This window comes from Allomuricauda sp. CP2A (assembly GCF_001683915.1).
Classification (GTDB): domain Bacteria; phylum Bacteroidota; class Bacteroidia; order Flavobacteriales; family Flavobacteriaceae; genus Flagellimonas.
Map to the genome: position 1 here is coordinate 54,108 of NZ_LXTT01000100.1, position 17,582 is coordinate 71,689.

A 17,582-nucleotide genomic window follows, 5' to 3' on the forward strand; every position below is an offset into this window, starting at 1 on the left:
TATATTTGCAAAAACTTTTTTAACAATTTATGACACTGATCAAATCAATTTCGGGCATACGAGGCACCATAGGCGGCAAAACAGGAGACAATCTTACCCCATTGGATGCGGTTAAATTTGCTGCGGCTTATGGCACATGGTTAAAATCCTATTCCAAAAAGGACAAATTGACCGTGGTGATCGGCAGGGACGCCCGACTTTCGGGGGAGATGATCCAAAATTTGGTGGTTTCCACTTTAGTGGGACTGGGAATTGATATCGTTGATTTGGGTCTGTCCACCACACCAACCGTGGAGATTGCAGTGCCGTTGGAAAAAGCGGATGGCGGCATTATTTTAACCGCCAGCCACAATCCCAAACAGTGGAATGCCCTTAAGTTGTTGAATGAAAAGGGAGAGTTTTTGGATGCAGAGCAAGGTGCCAAGATTTTGGCCTTGGCCGAAAAAGAGGACTTTGATTTTGCCGAAGTGGATGATTTGGGGGAAGTCACCAAAAACGATTCCTATATGGATATTCATGTGGATGAAGTTTTGGAACTCTCTTTAGTGGATGCCGAGGTCATCAAAAAAGCCGGATTCAAGGTGGTAGTGGATGGCGTAAACTCTTCCGGGGGTATTGCTATCCCGAAATTATTGGAAGAATTGGGGGTTGAAGTCGTTAAATTGTACTGTGACCCTACGGGTCATTTTCCCCACAATCCCGAACCGTTGAAAGAGCATTTGGGAGACATCTGTAAAAAAGTTGTGGAGGAAAAAGCCGATTTTGGAATCGTGGTGGATCCAGATGTGGACCGTTTGGCCTTTATCAGCAATACTGGGGAAATGTTTGGGGAAGAATATACCCTTGTGGCCTGTGCCGATTATGTGTTGGGCAAGACCAAAGGGAATACAGTCTCCAATTTATCTTCATCCAGAGCACTCCGTGATGTCACCGAAAAACATGGTGGCACTTATGAAGCTGCCGCAGTAGGAGAGGTGAACGTGGTCGCCAAAATGAAAGCCAACAAGGCCATTATCGGCGGTGAGGGCAATGGCGGCATCATTTATCCTGAAAGCCATTACGGGCGTGATGCCTTGGTGGGCACAGCCTTATTTTTAATGCTGATGGCCGAAAAGGGCGGCACCGTGGCTGAGCTAAGGGCCAGTTACCCGAGTTATTTTATGAGCAAAAAGAAGATTCAACTGACTCCCGAGTTGGATGTGGATGCTTTGCTGGATGCCATGCACACCAAATACAAGAACGAACAGGTTTCGACCATTGATGGCGTAAAGATTGATTTCCCTGAAAATTGGGTGCATTTGCGAAAATCAAACACGGAGCCCATCATAAGGATCTATACGGAAGCCAAGTCACAAGAAGCGGCAGACAATCTTGCGGACCGAATCATAGATGAAATCAAGGAAGTGGCAGGACTCAGTTAAGATCCCTCCAATTCGTAAACAATATCCTGGGCATTAAATTCTTCATGGGAAAGGTCGATATGCTTGTCTGAATCCAGCCATATTTTCCATGAATTGTTTTCTTTTTTGAGGCCCACGCTGAATTTGCCGTAGCCTCGCACCACAAAATTTTCGTCATCACCACGTTTAGAACTGAAGCGGTAATATCCCGTTTGGTAGGCTAGCTCTCCACTATCGTCCATAGCGGTAGATAAAATGGCAAAAGCGATTCCGAGTTGACTGCCTTGTGCTTTCACCGATTCCACAAATTGTCCAAAGTTGGTTAGGTAACTTTCACCGGTCTCAATTTGGTTTTGGTCCTGAGTTACCCTCACAATGTCATTGGTGTGAATGGATTTTAATTTTTGGGAATCAGATTGATCATAGGCTTCCATAAAGGGAATCCAAACATCATTTTTGATGGCTTCCAAGGTTTCGTTTGAAATTTGTTTTGCAGGACGTTGTCCAAAAGTGAGCGCAAAACAGCATAGGATGAAAAGGGTAGTTAACTGTTTCATTTTTTGATTGATTGATTGATTCCAGTTCAATGTATAAAACAATCTTGAACCTTCACTGTTTTTTAAGAAAAGTATAGGATTTTTAATCAATTGGTGCCCATTCAACTCATTAACAGCTTATTGCTGGATAACTTTAGGAGCTTTGTCACGGTGCTTCCATCGTTTGTGGGTCCAAAAATAATATTGAGGGGCTTCATGGATGGCGGCTTCGACTTCTTGCATGAAAGCTTCGGAAATTTTATAATCTTCAACTTCTTTTGGGTCTTCCGCCAAGATTTTGAAGGTGGCTTCGTAATATCCGCGTCCCGTTTTTTCCACTTTCAGGTAAACGGGTATCATATCAGTATTCTTGCAGATTTCTTCTGCGCCAACATGTATGGGAACCAAAACCCCCATGAATTTGGCCCAATGCCGCGTCCTGTTCAGCATAGGGGATTGATCACTGATGATACCAACCATGATCAATTCAGCCGCATTTTTGGCATCTGCTATAATTTTCCGGCTTTCATAGGTTTTTATCAGTGTGGTGCCATATTTGCTACGTATATCCCGAACCAGTTTGTCAAAGTATTTGTTCTGAATGGGTTGATAAATGGCGTAGGCTTTTGACTTAACTTGTGGATTCAACGAAAAAACCCATTCCCAACTGGCATAATGGGGCATCATTATCATAACGTTTTTGCCTTCACTTTCCAGTTTTTGGATTACCTCAACATTGGTAAAAACATACCGTTTGTTCATTTGTTCATTGGTAATCCCTAGGGTCTTTGCCATCTCCAGAAATATATCGCAAAGATGTTTGTAGAACTTTTTTTCTATCTGTAAACGCTCTGTCTTTGATTTTTCAGGAAAAGCCAAGGCCAAATTTTGGCGCACCACTTTTTTGCGATAGCCAATGATGCGGTACAGCAATAGGTACACACCATCGGAAAGCAAATAGAGAATTCTGAAAGGGAGTCTGGAAACCAGCCAGAGTAAGGGGTAAGCAAAAATAAAAACTACTAACTGCATAACGATTCTTGTGTGCAAATATAGCTATATTTGAATCCAAACCTGTATTACCATGTTCAATTTGCATATAGCAACCATCGGCATTATGGCCGCCAATGTAATTGTGTCCTTACGCGGCTTTAGTGATGCTAATTTTTTTGACCGATATAAGTTCAGTATTGGCGGAATACGAGCCGGACAGCGTGAGAGAACCGTAACTTCCGGCTTTTTACATGTTGATATTTCCCATTTGTTCTTCAACATGTTCACCCTATATTTTTTTGCCAATGTGGTCATCAATTGGTTTGGCCCGGGAAAGTTTTTGATCATTTACTTCATCAGTCTTATCGCTGGAAGCCTTTTGGCCCTTTTCTTCCATAAAAATGAACCGTATTATAGTGCCGTAGGGGCAAGTGGAGCCGTTACCGGAATTTTGTATGCCGCCATTTTGCTGAATCCCGATATGCAGTTGGGGATTATGTTCATTCCCATACCATTGCCTGCCTATGTGCTGGGGATTGCCTATTTGTTGTATTCCATCTACGGAATGAAAAGTAGATTGGGCAATATTGGGCATACGGCCCATTTTGGGGGTGCCATCGGTGGATATGCCACCACTTTGCTGTTCAAGCCAGAACTGTTTATGACGGATACGTTTATAGTGATTCTATTGGCCGTTCCTATTATCATTTTGTTTGTTTTGGAAAAGATGGGGAAAATATAAATCCATAGAAAAAGCCCAAGAAAACTCCTTGGGCTTTTGATTATCTTTTATGTCTTTCCTTTAATTGAGCAGCTCTGCCACTTTTTCTTCCAAAGCAGGTCCGCGCAAATCCCTAGCGACGATCACCCCGTTTTCATCCAACAGAAATGCTGCGGGAATAGCATCAATATTGTAGAGTTCTGCGATGGGGTCTTGAAAACGCTTTAAGTTGGAAATGTGGTTCCAAGCCAGTCCATCGGCCTCAATGGCCCCTTTCCAATCTTCTTCGCGCGTATCTAAGGAAACCCCAAGAACATTGAACCCCTTATCCTTGTATTTATTATAGACAGAAACAATGTTTGGGTTTTCCATGCGGCAAGGTTTGCACCAAGCGGCCCAAAAGTCAACCAAAGTGAGTTTACCTTTATTGGTGACCTCGCTCAAGGCCAAAGTTTCTCCATTTGGGGTGGGTGCGGAAAATTCTGGAGCCACTGCACCGATTTCAGTGGACTTCATATTGTCCAAGCGTTCTTTTATTTTTTTGGCCGGCTCCGTGGCCTTCATTTCTGGGGAAAGCCCTTCAAACAAAGCCTTGATTTCATCTTGGGGAACAGCCTTGCTGGCCATAAGATTGCCAATGATCAATACGGAAATCATGGCATTGGGATTGTTCTTTGCAAAATCTACATTGAAGTTCTTGGCTTCCTCTTGAAATTCAATAAACTCTTCCCGCAATGCATTTACTGTGGCTGTGTCCCTTTGTTGGGCAGCAGTCCTCATATCGTTCTGCATGGACATGGCCCGTTCAGAAAACGACCTTGATTCATCCAAAAAGTCCATAAAGAATTGATTTTGTACTGTTCCTTTCAGTTTGGCATAGTTCATACTATCCTTTTGGAACTCGATATCTATCTCGCCATTTTCAAGGATAAAGGGGATATTGCCTCTATTGGATTCCATAAAAATGTAATGCAGTTTCGGTTCGGCTTGAATGCCTTTAAAGCTAAAAACCCCGTTTTCAATGGTAGTGGTATCAATATCTACCAATTGGTTGATGGTATCGGTAGTTTTTAGATAGACCAAGGTACCATTGTCCAACTCACCCTCAACCGTACCATTCAAGGTATACCCTTCAGATTTTGAATTACATGATGCCAAGAACACAACTCCCAGCACGATCACAAATACTTTTTTCATTTCTCGTTGTTTAAGCCGCTAAGGTATTCATTCCTTATTGCATAAAAAAACCCTTGGCCTAATGAAAAACCAAGGGTGATTATGAAAAAACTGTTTTTTAGAACTGATATCGAATGCCCAGGGCAATATCAAAATCAAAATCATTGTCAAATCCGTCATACCCTACCAAGCCAATTTCGGGCCTAAAATCCAAGGAAAGGAGCAGGGGGATGTCAAAATTGTATTCCACACCAATATCCCCGGCAGCAAATACAAAAAGTCCATCGTAATCATCGTCAAAGTCCGGGTCTGGGTGGTCAAAGTCAACACTTCCCAATCCGCCACCAACACCATAGAACCAGTTAAAATTCCCATCCAGTTGATGTACCCATTGGTAGATGCCTGTGAGTTTAAAAGCATCAAAATGTCTGCTATCCCGCCAGCCAAGGTCAAATTCGGCACGGTTGTACCTGCCTATGGATTTTTGATAGGAGATTTCCGCCCCAAACCCATCACTGTCGCCAAGACGGAGACCAAGAGCATGCTCAGAAATGTCCTGTGCACTGACGAAGGTTGTTGCAAACAAAAAAAGCGCAGCAAATAATGTGGTAATCTTCATAAGTTTTCTCGTTAAGTTAAAAATTAGAGATAGTTTTGTAAATCCTCTAGAGCTTATAAACTTTTTTTGAAGGTAAAAATTATTCCACATTGAATAAAAATTTGTTAAAAGCCCTTGCCGAAGAGCTACAGGGAGAACTATTGATTGATGATCTGAGCAGGGCCCTGTTTGCCACCGATGCTTCGGTGTATCGAAAAAGGCCGTTGGCCGTTGCATATCCCAAGAATGGGGATGACCTCAAGGCATTGATACGTTTTGCAAATACAAATGCAATAGGGCTTATCCCCAGAACAGCAGGGACTTCCTTGGCCGGTCAATGTGTGGGTGATGGTATTGTGGTGGATGTTTCCAGACATTTCACCCAAATTTTGGAACTGGACAAGGATAAAAAGCTAGTAAAAGTTCAACCAGGGGTTGTCCGAGATGAGCTGAACCTGTATCTAAAACCGTTCGGTTTATTTTTTGGGCCCAACACTTCAACCTCCAACCGATGTATGATCGGGGGGATGGTGGGCAACAATTCCTCGGGGACGACGTCCATCCAATACGGGGTTACGCGAGACAAAGTGCTTGCCATGAATTGTATTCTATCCGATGGGAGTGAAGCTTCATTCTCAGAAATCACCAAAGCTGATTTTGACGCAAAAAAGCAAGAAGGTTCCTTGGAAGGAACTATCTATTCTTCCTTGGAAAAGGAACTTTCCGATAAGGAAAACCAAAAAAATATTCTGGCCGAGTTTCCCAAACCCAGTATACACAGAAGAAATACGGGCTATGCGGTGGACGAACTTTTAAAGAACAACATTTTCGGAGACGATGAAGAGGGTTTCAACCTTTGTAAGTTGTTGGCCGGAAGCGAAGGGACCTTGGCCTTTACCACGGAAATAACCCTACAATTGGACGACCTACCGCCGCCCTTGTCCGCTATGGTGGCAACGCATTACCACACGCTGGAAGATTGTTTGAGTGATGTGGCACCGGTGATGCAGCACAATTTGCACACCTGTGAGATGATGGACAAAGTGATTTTGGACTGCACCAAGAACAACAGGGCGCAGCTGGCCAACCGTTTCTTTGTGGATGGTGACCCAGCTGGGATTTTAATGTTGGAAATAAAGGCCCATACCGAAAAGGATTTGCAAGAACAATTGCAAGCCTTATTGAAAACCGTTGAGAAATCGGGATTGAGTTATGCCAGTCCGGTTTTGTGGGGCGATGACATCAACAAGGCCATTGAACTGCGAAAGGCGGGACTGGGGCTGTTGGGCAATATGGTGGGGGACCGAAAGGCCGTGGCCTGTATTGAAGATACCGCGGTGGCTTTAGAAGATTTAAAGGATTTTATTGGGGAGTTTTCCCAAATTATGAAAGGGTATGATCAGCAGGCGGTGTACTATGCCCACGCCGGGGCCGGGGAGTTGCATTTGCGCCCCATCCTCAACCTAAAAAAGTCCGAAGACGTGGTCTTGTTCCGTTCCATTACCACCGATGTGGCCAAACTCACCAAAAAATATAAAGGAAGTTTTAGTGGGGAGCACGGCGATGGTATTGTGCGTGCCGAATTTATCCCGTTGATGATTGGTGATGCCAATTACGAGCTGTTGAAACGGGTAAAAAAGGTGTTCGACCCGAATGCTATTTTTAATCCAGGAAAAATTGTGGATGCTTTTCCCATGGATGAATCCCTCCGCTATGAAGTGGACCGCGAAGAACCCAAGGTAAAGACTTTGATGGATTTCTCGGACAGTGAGGGCATTTTAAAAGCTGCTGAAAAATGTAACGGTAGTGGCGATTGCCGAAAAAGTCACAATATGGCAGGGGGCATGTGTCCGAGCTATCATGCCACCAAAAATGAAAAAGATACCACCCGCGGTAGGGCCAATGCACTTCGGGAATTTTTGACCCAATCCGAAAAAACCAATCGTTTTGACCAAAAGGAACTCAAAGAAGTGTTTGACCTATGCTTAAGTTGTAAAGCTTGCGCTAGTGAATGTCCCAGCAATGTGGATGTGGCCACGTTAAAAGCAGAGTTCCTTTATCAGTATCAAGAATCGAACGGGTATCCATTGCGTAGCAAACTGTTTGCACACAACACCAGGTTAAATGCGTTGGGAAGCAAAATTTCTGGTTTGACCAATGCCGTTTACGGTTCCAAAAGCCTAAGTGGTTTGTTGAAGAGGACGGCGGGAGTGGCTCCGGAGCGAAGCTTTCCAAAAGTCTACAATTTCAATTTTGAGCGGCATTTGGAAAAGTTCAATCTGAAGAATACCGACATTTCCAAAAAGAAGGTGGTGCTGTATCTGGATGAGTTCACCAAATATTTGGACGTTGAGGTTGGGAAGGATGCCATTGAGCTTTTGTGCAAGTTGGGTTATGATGTGGAACTGTTCTATGCCGAAAGTGGTAGGACCTATCTTTCCAAAGGTTTTTTGAAACAGGCCAAGAAATTGGTGGAGAAGAACATGTCCAAACTAGAGGGTTTTCTGGATAGGAACATTCCCATTGTAGGCTTGGAGCCTTCAGCCATTCTTTCTTTCCGGGATGAGTACCAACGCCTCCATGACAACAGGGTGCTTTTGGCGAAATTGGCTGCCCAATCCTATTTGATAGAGGAATTTTTGGCCCGTGAGATTGCCGGAGGGCACATTACTGCAGAAAGTTTCACTGAGGACGAACGCACCATAAAAATCCACAATCATTGCCATCAAAAAGCATTGAGTGATCAAAAAGTGACCTTTGATGTGCTGAATCTGCCCAAAAATTACAAAGTCACCATTATTGCTTCAGGTTGTTGCGGCATGGCGGGATCGTTTGGGTACGAGAAGGAACACTATGGGACCAGTATGAAGGTGGGAAGCTTAAAATTGTTCCCTGCGGTGAAGAAAAGTGATTCGGGAACGCTGATTGCGGCCAATGGAACCAGCTGTAGGCACCAGATAAAGGATGGTACGGGCCGAGATGCCGAACATCCCGTGTCAATCTTGCGTAAAGCCTTGGTTGTCTAAGCTTGTTTTGTTTTTCTTTTGTTCGCTGGATTCCTTTTCTTGGGCAACATCCATATCTATATTTTCTTCATCGATTACCTTCATGTCCACCTCCTTATCGGTGATGGAAGCGATGAGCTCGTTCATGTCCATTTCCTTAAGGTCTTCATCCACAAAGAAGGGGGATAACCTGTCGTGGTTGTAGTGATAGATTCTCCAGCGCTTGAACGAGTACTCCAATGCCGTTAAATTTTCCACCCAATCCCCAGAATTGAGATAGAGGCAACTCCCATTTTTGTTTTCGTAGCGTTCTTTTTTGGGTTGATGGATGTGTCCGCAGATCACATAATCATATTCATTTTCAATGGCAAGCTCTGCTGCGGTCTTTTCAAAATTATTGATATACTTCACCGCACTTTTCACGCTGTTTTTGATGCGCTTGGACAAGGAATATTTTTCACGCCCCAGTTTTACCAACCACCAGTTTACAAAACTGTTGATCAAGATAAGCAGGTCGTAGCCGTAGCCGCCCAGCTTGGCCAGCCATTTTGCATTCTGGATGGAGACATCAAAGACATCGCCATGGAAAATCCATGCTTTTTTTCCATCCAAATTCAGGACGAGTTTGTTCGCGATTTTAAAATTCCCCATTGAAGCATCACTGAACTTGCGGAGCATTTCATCGTGATTTCCAGTGATATAGTAAACTTCTGTGCCTTTGGAGGCCATACCAATGACCTTTCGGAGAACCTTTAAATGTGATGGAGGGAAATACCGTTTGCTAAACTGCCAAATATCAATGATATCCCCATTTAAAATGAGCTTTTTGGGCTGGATACTGTTGAGGTAGGCAATGAGTTCATCGGCATGACAGCCATAAGTGCCAAGATGGACATCTGAAATAACTGCCAGTTCTATCTTCCTTTTTTTCAAATGAATAGGGTTTGATTGCAAATTAACAGCGTAGGAATAAACTGAAAATCAATTTCAAATCAATAATTTATGAGGATATGGTTAACAAAACATCAAGACCAAGAATCCTATGTTACATTAAGATTAACTGCAAGAGTTGCTTTTTAATTAGGGTTAGAACATCTACCTTTGGGCAACCAAAAATTTTTATACCGGATGGCAGGAAATTCTTTTGGGCAACTTTTTAGGTTGACCACCTTTGGTGAATCGCATGGAAAAGCCATTGGCGGCGTTTTGGACGGCTGTCCTGCTGGAGTGGAATTGGACGTGGAAAAAATCCAATTGGAACTAAATCGGAGAAAACCAGGCCAATCTGCCATTGTTACCCAACGAAAAGAACCCGATACCGTGGAAATCTACTCTGGAATCTTTGAAGGGAAGACCACCGGGACCCCAATCGGTTTTGCCATTCACAATACCAACCAAAAATCCAAGGATTACTCGCACATCAAGGACTCGTACAGACCTTCCCATGCGGATTATGTGTACGATAAAAAATACGGCTTCCGCGATTACAGGGGTGGAGGACGCAGCTCGGCCCGGGAAACCGCCAGTAGGGTAGTGGCCGGGGCCATTGCCAAACAATTTTTGGGTGATGTACAGTGCAATGCCTTTGTCTCCCAGGTTGGGGAACTAAAATTGGAAAAACCGTACCAAGAATTGGACTTTTCCAAGATTGAGTCCAATCCTGTGCGCTGCCCAGATACCGAAATGGCCCAAAAAATGGAAGAGTACATCAAATCCATTAAAAAAGAGGGAGATACCATTGGCGGGGTCATTACCTGCGTCATTCAAAATGTACCCATTGGTCTCGGTGAACCGGTTTTTGATAAGCTCCACGCAACAATGGGCGCGGCCATGCTCTCCATTAACGCCGTGAAGGGGTTTGAGTACGGCAGTGGATTTGAGGGCATTAAAATGAAAGGAAGCGAACACAATGATGCCTTTAACCCGGACGGTACCACCAAAACCAACCGGAGTGGGGGCGTGCAGGGCGGTATAAGCAATGGAATGGACATTTATTTCAATGTGGCCTTTAAACCCGTGGCTACCATATTGCAATCGTACGAGACCATCAACAAAGAAGGGGAACAAGTGACCACCCAAGGAAAGGGAAGGCACGATCCCTGCGTGGTGCCCAGAGCAGTGCCCATTGTAGAGGCCATGGCAGCATTGGTCTTGGCAGATTTCACCTTATTGGCCCGCACCAATAAAATTTGACCGCGTTAGGGGGTTTCCTTCCAAAATGCTATCTTACTTTCCTAAAAACTAACTACACATGCGTAAACTAGAACTGCACTGGCAGATTCTTATTGGGATGCTTTTGGGTATCTTGTTTGGATTTGCAATGACCCAAGTGACTTGGGGATTGGACTTTGTTTCGGATTGGATTCAACCTTTGGGAACCATTTTTGTGAAACTGCTCAAGTTGATCGCCATCCCACTCATTTTGGCGTCCTTGGTCAAGGGCGTTTCCGACCTTAAGGATATTTCAAAATTTAAGAGTATTGGTTTACGTACCATTGGCACCTACATTGTTACCACTGTGGTGGCCATTACCATTGGTCTGCTTTTGGTAAATGTAATACAACCTGGAAATGGTATTTCTGCGGAGACGGTCGCCAAACTTACAGACACATATGCAGGTGATGCTGAAGTTACCTCAAAATTAGAAGAAGCTTCCCGTCAAAAGGAAAGCGGCCCTTTGCAATTTTTGATTGATATGGTCCCGGACAATGCCTTTTCGGCCATGAGCGATAATGCTTTGATGCTGCAGGTGATTTTCTTTGCTATTATGTTGGCCATTTCCATGCTGCTGATCGGGGAGAAAAAGGCAAAACCCCTTAAGGACTTTTTTGATGCCCTGAATGACGTGGTCCTAAAAATGGTGGATTTGATCATGCTTACTGCCCCGTATGCCGTTTTTGCTCTTTTGGCAGGGGTCGTGGTATCGTCCAGTGACCCAGATTTGTTGCTGGCCCTCTTAAAATACGCAGGGGTTGTGGTATTAGGTCTCTTGTTGATGATTGTGTTCTATTCCATTGTCGTATCGGTTTATACCAAAAAGAACCCTTTTTGGTTTTTAAAGGAAATAAGTCCGGCGCAGTTGTTGGCCTTTTCCACCAGTTCAAGTGCGGCCACCTTGCCAGTGACCATGGAGCGTGTGGAAGAACATATCGGTGTGGACAAGGAAGTATCCAGCTTTGTGTTGCCCGTTGGGGCCACCATCAATATGGATGGAACCAGTCTGTACCAAGGTGTGGCCGCGGTCTTTATTTCGCAGGCGCTTGGCTTTGACCTTACTTTTACAGGGCAATTGACCATTATTCTAACAGCTTTGTTGGCATCCATCGGTTCAGCAGCTGTTCCCGGAGCAGGGATGGTGATGTTGGTGATTGTATTGGAATCCATAGGCTTTCCTGCGGATAAATTGGCCATTGGTCTGGCCTTGATTTTTGCGGTGGACCGACCTTTGGATATGTGCCGAACCGTTGTGAACGTCACCGGAGATGCTACTGTCTCCATGGTTGTGGCCAAATCCGTGGGGAAACTGGGAGATCCCCATGTGGAGGAGTGGGACGATAATTTAGAGGAGGTGAAGGGCAACTAACCCAAAAACTTGGCCTTCAACTCGGGGGTGGGAATCATGCAGGATTCTTGTTTGCCAAACCATTTGTAACGGTTTTTGGCCACAAAGTCGTAAATGGCATTTCGGATAGAGGTTGGAATCCAACTGAAAACCGCGGTCAATTTCCATAATCCGCCCAAGTCTTGGGCAATTTCCAAAGCAGCATCCGATTTGGTGTAATACGCCACTCCGGGTTCTATGAGAATGATCGAATCCACTTGAGCGGTATCGATGTTACGCTCCGCCACCAGCTTTTCCCCAATTTCACTTTGTAAAGCAGCGTAGCGGAACACATCCTTTTTGTCCCGTTTGATCACAAACTGGACCGAGCTGTTGCATAGGTTGCATACACCGTCGAAAAGAATAATTTTCTTGCCCTCTTCCATACTACAAAGATACGCAGGTTTGGAACGAAAGGCTAGTGGCCTTACACAAATTGCATGAATCTTCACGAAAGGCTACGAAACCGTAATCTCGAACCAGCCATAAAAAACGTGGGAAATCCAGTGCTTTGATTAGGGGTTCCATGGGATTTAAAAACCTCAAAAAACTACATGGCCCTAAAAGATTCATACCTAGAATTTTTTCAAATATCATTCTGGCCTACAATAATATAAGCCCTATTCCTACACTCCCAGAAAAGTTTGATACTCTACCTTTTCATTTGATGAATTTTACATTTTTTTAACATACCTTAGAGGTGTTCATGCTTCCGAATCTTCTGTTGACCAACCTCATAAACCAAACATTATGAATTACAGATTATTCTTTGCAGCAATTCTTTCGGTCTTTATCACATTTCAATCTTGTAAGACCAAATCCGAACCCCAACTCGCCAATACCACCACCGAAATTCGGCAATGGAAACCTGAAGATACTCGAAGTATAACAGGTGTAAATGAAAAGAGGGGATTGATCCTTAATTCTGAAGAGGCCACTCCTGGTTATGTGCTTTTTCAACCTTCAAGTAGTACAGAAACTTTTCTTATTAATAAGAAAGGGGAAGTAGTACATAAATGGACAGGCGAATTAAATTGTATGCAATCCTATCTCCAAGATAACGGAAACCTTATTCGGCTTGAACGAGATATTGACTTCCCAACCTTCGCCGCTGGTGGACAGGCAGGACGTATCCGTGAATATGATTGGGATGGAAATATGCTTTGGGATTATGAATATGCCACAGAAACCGAGCTGATTCATCATGATATTGAAATACTTCCGAATGGTAATATTCTTGCGATTAGTTATGAGGTCATAACCCCAGAAGAAGCGGCTGCAGCTGGCAGGGACCCAGAGCATACTGCTAAAGCGGGCATTTGGCCAGATAAAATCATTGAAATCAAACCTCAGCGACCGGAAGGGGGAGAGGTGGTTTGGGAATGGCGCATGTGGGACCACATTGTTCAAGACCGTGATTCCACTAAACCTAATTTCGGAACAGTTGCTGAACATCCCCGAAAAATTGATGTGAATGCAGGAGGGGGGGAAGCCGGTCAACCAATGACCGAAGAGCAGATAACGCAAATGAAAAAAATGGGATTTTTGACCTCAAATGCTACTGCGGACAATCAAAATTCTGACATCACTCACGTTAATGCCGTGGCGTATAATGCAGATTTAGATCAAATTGCCATTAGTTCTCCCCATTTGCATGAGATTTATATTATTGATCATAGCATTGGTACCGCAGAAGCCAGGGGCGAAGCGGGTGACCTCCTGTACCGATGGGGCAATCCCCAAAATTATGGTCGAGGTACCGAAGAAGATCAAGTTCTTTATGGGCAGCATGATATAAAGTGGATTCCAAAAGGATATCCCGGTGCAGGAAATTTAATGGTTTTTAATAATGATATTCCAGAACCGGGGAACAAAATGCCATCGGTGTGGGCAGCAATCATGCAGGCCCAATCTCCTGACCCCCAAGTAAAAATTGAGGATATAGGGAATTATAGCGCAGTTCATGAATTTTCACCTCCAATGGACAATAGCGGTTCCTATGAAATCAAAGAAAATGCCCCATTCGGTCCAGAGAAAACCCAATGGGACTATATGGCTCCTGATAAATACTCATTTTACTCGGCCTTTATCTCAGGAGCACAACGTCTAAAAAATGGAAATACGCTTATCACTTCGGGTGCAAAAGGACGCTTTTTTGAGGTAACAGCCAATAAGGAAATTGTATGGGAATATTGGAATCCGTATGTACATCATTACGTATTGCCCGATGGTTCTGCCTCTCAACCTACTGGACCATTCATCTATGGACAGTTTAGGGCCACCCAGTTTACTCCAGACTTTCCAGCATTTCAGAATAAGGATTTAAAACCGATTCAGCCTCAACCGGAGACTTTTGAGTTTAAGATGCCATCACCACCGGAAAATGCCAACGTTCAATAAATAACACCAACTAACTAAACCAAAAAACTATGTCTATTAAAATAATAGGAGCGGGTTTTCCCCGTACCGGAACAACAACGCTAAAACGTTCGCTGGAAATTCTATACTGTGATAGGGTTTATCACATGAAGGAATTATTGGTTAACCCAGTTCAACTTAAATACTGGAAAGAGCTATCTGAAACGGGCACAACCCAATGGGACGAGCTATACAATGGCTTTGACGGCACGGTTGATTTCCCGGGCTATCCCTGGTACAAAGAACACATGAAGAGATATCCTGATGCCAAAGTGATACTCACAGTGAGGGATTTTGATGCGTGGTACAAAAGTGTAGATAGCACAGTCTACAGAGCCGGCCCCCAGACCCCAGGGGAAAAGATAAAGATGATGTTCAAATTAGTAACTACTCCTCGCATCAGGAAAGTAGTGGCCTGTATTAAATTTTTCAAAAAAACATTTTTTGTGGGAGAAATGGGGGGACAGTTTGAAAATAAGGAACACGCTAAAATGGTATGGGAAAAACATATTGAAAGTGTTAAGGTCCATGTGCCAAACGACAAACTTTTAGTTTATGATGTTCTTGATGGATGGGCACCCTTATGCAAATTTCTCGGGGTTGAAGAACCTGCCGAACCACTGCCGCACCTCAACAAGAAAGAGAATTTTAAGGAGATGCTTCCTAAATTGATGAAAGGTCAGATGGTGTAATCCAGAATGCCAAATAATTGAATGCCCAAGGGATTACCGAGGGCATTTTTTTCTAAATATAAGGACAATGAACACGCAAAGCTGGCAGGTTAAGACCGCCTTATTATTGGTTAGTAGCCTTACTATAATGTCCATGATTACCGTATCCGCCTCATTACCGGATATGACAAAATCTTTTCAGGACTTGCCCAATGGTACGGACTTGGTTAAACTTTCCCTTTCTTTCCCCGGGATTTTCATCGCCATAAGCGCAATCCTTGCCGGTCTTTTTATTGACAAATTTGGTCGGTTAAAGTTATTGGGTATCTCCATGGTCTTCTATGCTATCGGTGGAACTGCCGGGTATTGGTCGGACAATCTCTATGTTATTTTGGCCGGAAGGGCGCTGTTGGGTGCCTGTGTGGGTGTCAGTATGACCATCGTTACCACTTTGGTTGCGGATTATTACGAAGGTCAGCTTAGGCAAAAGTTTGCTGGACTTCAAATAGCGGTCATGTCGATTGCTGGAATCGTATTTATCACCTTAGGTGGAATATTGGCCGATATTAATTGGAAAATACCCTTTCTGCTGTATCTATATTCAATTTTGATCCTGCCAACCGTATACCTTTTTTTGAAGGAACCAAAAATCACGAAATCATTTCAAGATAGCCCGACCAAAATTAAGTCGCCCTCAATAATCTGGATGGTTTTCATCAATGTTATGATCATGTGGATTCTTTTTTTCATTATCCCGGTACAGATTCCGTTTTATCTTAAATCCATTGGCATTGAAAGCAACACCCTCATTGGTATCGCGATTGCATCCAGTACATTTTTCTCGGCAATTTCCGCATTTTCCTATTCCAAAATAAAGGATAGGTTCAGTTTTAATCAGGTGTTGGGGGCAGGATATGTATTGATGGCCCTGGCGTATTTGAGTATCTCGTATGGAGATTCATATTCCGCAGTACTATTGGGAACCATTTTAGCGGGCTTAGGTTTGGGTTTAATGATTCCGAACGCCAATGTTTGGGTAATGCAATTGGCGCCGCCGGAAATTAGGGGAAGGGAGATCGGTAGGCTGACCACTTTCTGGTTTACGGGACAATTCTTGTCTCCCATTGTGCTATTGCCATTTTTGGACTTTTTTACGCAAAATGAGTTGTTCTTTACCCTGGCCTTGATATCTTTTGCGCTTGGTATCGTATTTTTTGCAGGACAGTTTTGGACCGCTAGAAAAACAGAAACGTTAAAAAAGTGAATTAATAGGACACTGAGAGTTCTTAAACATTACTGCATTCCCCATATCGAATTGCCTTTTCCACTAAAAAGAAACAATAAGTCAGAATCTAAGCATTTATGGCCTAAATGGGATAATATGGTTATTTTTAAGCAAATGAATCCAACATGAAACACATAGTATTCTTGGCGGCCTGCTGTTTGGCGATGTCCTTGGCATTTTCCCAAAGTGCAAACGAAGCTACAGAACCCTCGGTTGATGGGCCTGGGACCATCAATTTATTGGAAAACGGCTTGGAGGCTTGGACTGTACCCTCAGACCATTGGAAATTGGAAGATGGGGTCATTGTCGCCGATACGGGCGGGAAAATGATAAATGCTCCCGAGTGGCTCTACACCAAACAGCGGTTCGGTGATTTTGAGTTTACCTGTGAGTTGCGATTGACCGGGGACGAGCACCGAAATACGGGCATATACTACCGGGTGAACACTTTTATGTTCCGAGACCGGTTTGAGGCGCCCTCGGGGTACGAGTTTGATGCGGCCCCCAGCGACAACTATTGGGGTTCTTTGGGCGATTGGTACAAACGGCCCCAATTACGGGTGTATGCCGACCCCAATCTCATTGACTTAACGGTACAACATGAAGGGTGGAACCGCATGACCATACGGGCACGGGGCAACCGTTTGGAATATTGGATCAATGGTATTAAGATCATGGATTTTGTGGACGATGACCCTAAAGGGTCAAGGGAAGGGATTATTGGGTTCCAGATCCATAATGGCTCGGTGATGAAGATGGAATATAGAAATGTTCGGGTGTTGCCCTTATGACTTTTGGGGTATGCTTTATTCCAAGGGTTTGTAAACTTTGCCCTCCTTTTTTCCAAGATTTGGATGTTTTGAAAGGGGTTCCCCATAACGATAATTAAGTTCACCTATTTATGGGTTAAAAGCAAGTGGACATAAGATGTATTCTAGAGGCAGCAGAGTAATAAATTGTTTAAACCTTTTTATTAAATTTTCTAAAAGCACTTATCACCTGATAGATACCATATGATACAATTATCCGGCCAAAAAGGTCAAAAAAGTAAAACCCTGTTGTTGGGTTATATTTAATTAAGTAATCTGGTTTATGTGTGGGCAATAAGAATTGGAAGTAATATTTCAATCCATAAATAATTCCATCAATTGTATTTCCAAATCCTATTTGGTATGGGA

At 43.6% G+C, this 17,582-nt stretch carries 16 protein-coding genes; 9 read left to right on the top strand and 7 right to left on the bottom strand.

Annotated features, from left to right (window positions below):
* The first annotated feature begins 29 nt into the window (after positions 1 to 29).
* Positions 30 to 1,421 carry a phosphoglucosamine mutase gene (gene glmM / locus A7D14_RS11720; protein WP_067034616.1) on the top strand — a complete coding sequence of 464 codons (1,392 nt, stop codon included), beginning with the start codon at positions 30 to 32 and terminating at the stop codon, positions 1,419 to 1,421.
* Here the strand turns inward: glmM and A7D14_RS11725 are convergent.
* Both A7D14_RS11725 and A7D14_RS11730 read right to left on the bottom strand, forming a co-directional pair.
* Positions 1,418 to 1,957 carry a YybH family protein gene (locus tag A7D14_RS11725; protein ID WP_067034617.1) on the bottom strand — a complete coding sequence of 180 codons (540 nt, stop codon included), beginning with the start codon at positions 1,955 to 1,957 and terminating at the stop codon, positions 1,418 to 1,420. The two genes, glmM and A7D14_RS11725, sit on opposite strands and share 4 nt — an antisense overlap.
* 117 nt (positions 1,958 to 2,074) lie before the next feature.
* Complete coding sequence (locus A7D14_RS11730; protein WP_067034619.1) at positions 2,075 to 2,968, bottom strand: lysophospholipid acyltransferase family protein; 894 nt, start codon at positions 2,966 to 2,968, stop codon at positions 2,075 to 2,077.
* A 52-nt stretch (positions 2,969 to 3,020) separates the two neighbouring features.
* On the opposite strand from A7D14_RS11730, the gene A7D14_RS11735 reads away from it, so the two are divergent.
* Positions 3,021 to 3,671 (top strand): rhomboid family intramembrane serine protease, encoded by a 651-nt coding sequence (locus tag A7D14_RS11735; protein WP_067034622.1) that lies wholly within the window; start codon positions 3,021 to 3,023, stop codon positions 3,669 to 3,671.
* Between the two features lie 60 nt (positions 3,672 to 3,731).
* On the opposite strand, the gene A7D14_RS11740 is transcribed toward A7D14_RS11735, so the two are convergent.
* Both A7D14_RS11740 and A7D14_RS11745 read right to left on the bottom strand, forming a co-directional pair.
* Positions 3,732 to 4,847: a TlpA disulfide reductase family protein gene (locus tag A7D14_RS11740; protein WP_067034625.1), complete on the bottom strand. Its 1,116-nt coding sequence runs from the start codon at positions 4,845 to 4,847 to the stop codon at positions 3,732 to 3,734.
* A 97-nt stretch (positions 4,848 to 4,944) separates the two neighbouring features.
* Positions 4,945 to 5,445 carry a hypothetical protein gene (locus A7D14_RS11745; RefSeq protein ID WP_067034628.1) on the bottom strand — a complete coding sequence of 167 codons (501 nt, stop codon included), beginning with the start codon at positions 5,443 to 5,445 and terminating at the stop codon, positions 4,945 to 4,947.
* A gap of 89 nt (positions 5,446 to 5,534) precedes the next feature.
* Between A7D14_RS11745 and A7D14_RS11750 the strand changes: the two genes are divergently transcribed.
* Positions 5,535 to 8,450: an FAD-binding and (Fe-S)-binding domain-containing protein gene (locus A7D14_RS11750; RefSeq protein WP_067034630.1), complete on the top strand. Its 2,916-nt coding sequence runs from the start codon at positions 5,535 to 5,537 to the stop codon at positions 8,448 to 8,450.
* Here A7D14_RS11750 and A7D14_RS11755 read toward each other — a convergent pair.
* Positions 8,421 to 9,362, bottom strand: coding sequence for a UDP-2,3-diacylglucosamine diphosphatase (locus tag A7D14_RS11755; RefSeq protein WP_067034660.1), 942 nt, complete (start codon positions 9,360 to 9,362; stop codon positions 8,421 to 8,423). The two genes, A7D14_RS11750 and A7D14_RS11755, sit on opposite strands and share 30 nt — an antisense overlap.
* Positions 9,363 to 9,557: 195 nt before the next feature.
* On the opposite strand from A7D14_RS11755, the gene aroC reads away from it, so the two are divergent.
* Together aroC and A7D14_RS11765 are read left to right on the top strand one after the other, a co-directional pair.
* Positions 9,558 to 10,622 carry a chorismate synthase gene (aroC, locus tag A7D14_RS11760; protein ID WP_067034662.1) on the top strand — a complete coding sequence of 355 codons (1,065 nt, stop codon included), beginning with the start codon at positions 9,558 to 9,560 and terminating at the stop codon, positions 10,620 to 10,622.
* Between the two features lie 58 nt (positions 10,623 to 10,680).
* Positions 10,681 to 12,012, top strand: a complete 1,332-nt coding sequence (locus A7D14_RS11765; protein WP_067034632.1) for a dicarboxylate/amino acid:cation symporter — start codon at positions 10,681 to 10,683, stop codon at positions 12,010 to 12,012.
* On the opposite strand, the gene A7D14_RS11770 is transcribed toward A7D14_RS11765, so the two are convergent.
* A complete protein-coding gene (locus A7D14_RS11770) occupies positions 12,009 to 12,416 on the bottom strand; it encodes a thiol-disulfide oxidoreductase DCC family protein (RefSeq protein ID WP_067034638.1) in 408 nt (135 codons plus the stop codon). The genes A7D14_RS11765 and A7D14_RS11770 overlap by 4 nt on opposite strands.
* 364 nt (positions 12,417 to 12,780) lie before the next feature.
* Here A7D14_RS11770 and A7D14_RS11775 point away from each other — a divergent pair, with 364 nt between their 5' ends.
* From A7D14_RS11775 to A7D14_RS11790, 4 genes are all read left to right on the top strand, one after another.
* Positions 12,781 to 14,430, top strand: coding sequence for an aryl-sulfate sulfotransferase (locus A7D14_RS11775; RefSeq protein ID WP_067034644.1), 1,650 nt, complete (start codon positions 12,781 to 12,783; stop codon positions 14,428 to 14,430).
* 29 nt (positions 14,431 to 14,459) lie between these two features.
* Positions 14,460 to 15,140 (top strand): sulfotransferase family protein, encoded by a 681-nt coding sequence (locus tag A7D14_RS11780; protein ID WP_067034646.1) that lies wholly within the window; start codon positions 14,460 to 14,462, stop codon positions 15,138 to 15,140.
* Between the two features lie 67 nt (positions 15,141 to 15,207).
* Complete coding sequence (locus A7D14_RS11785; protein WP_067034648.1) at positions 15,208 to 16,383, top strand: MFS transporter; 1,176 nt, start codon at positions 15,208 to 15,210, stop codon at positions 16,381 to 16,383.
* A gap of 146 nt (positions 16,384 to 16,529) precedes the next feature.
* Positions 16,530 to 17,195, top strand: coding sequence for a DUF1080 domain-containing protein (locus tag A7D14_RS11790; RefSeq protein WP_067034650.1), 666 nt, complete (start codon positions 16,530 to 16,532; stop codon positions 17,193 to 17,195).
* 169 nt (positions 17,196 to 17,364) lie between these two features.
* On the opposite strand, the gene A7D14_RS20240 is transcribed toward A7D14_RS11790, so the two are convergent.
* Positions 17,365 to 17,582 (bottom strand): hypothetical protein (locus tag A7D14_RS20240; RefSeq protein ID WP_218058532.1); only part of this gene is annotated, 218 nt, incomplete at its 5' end.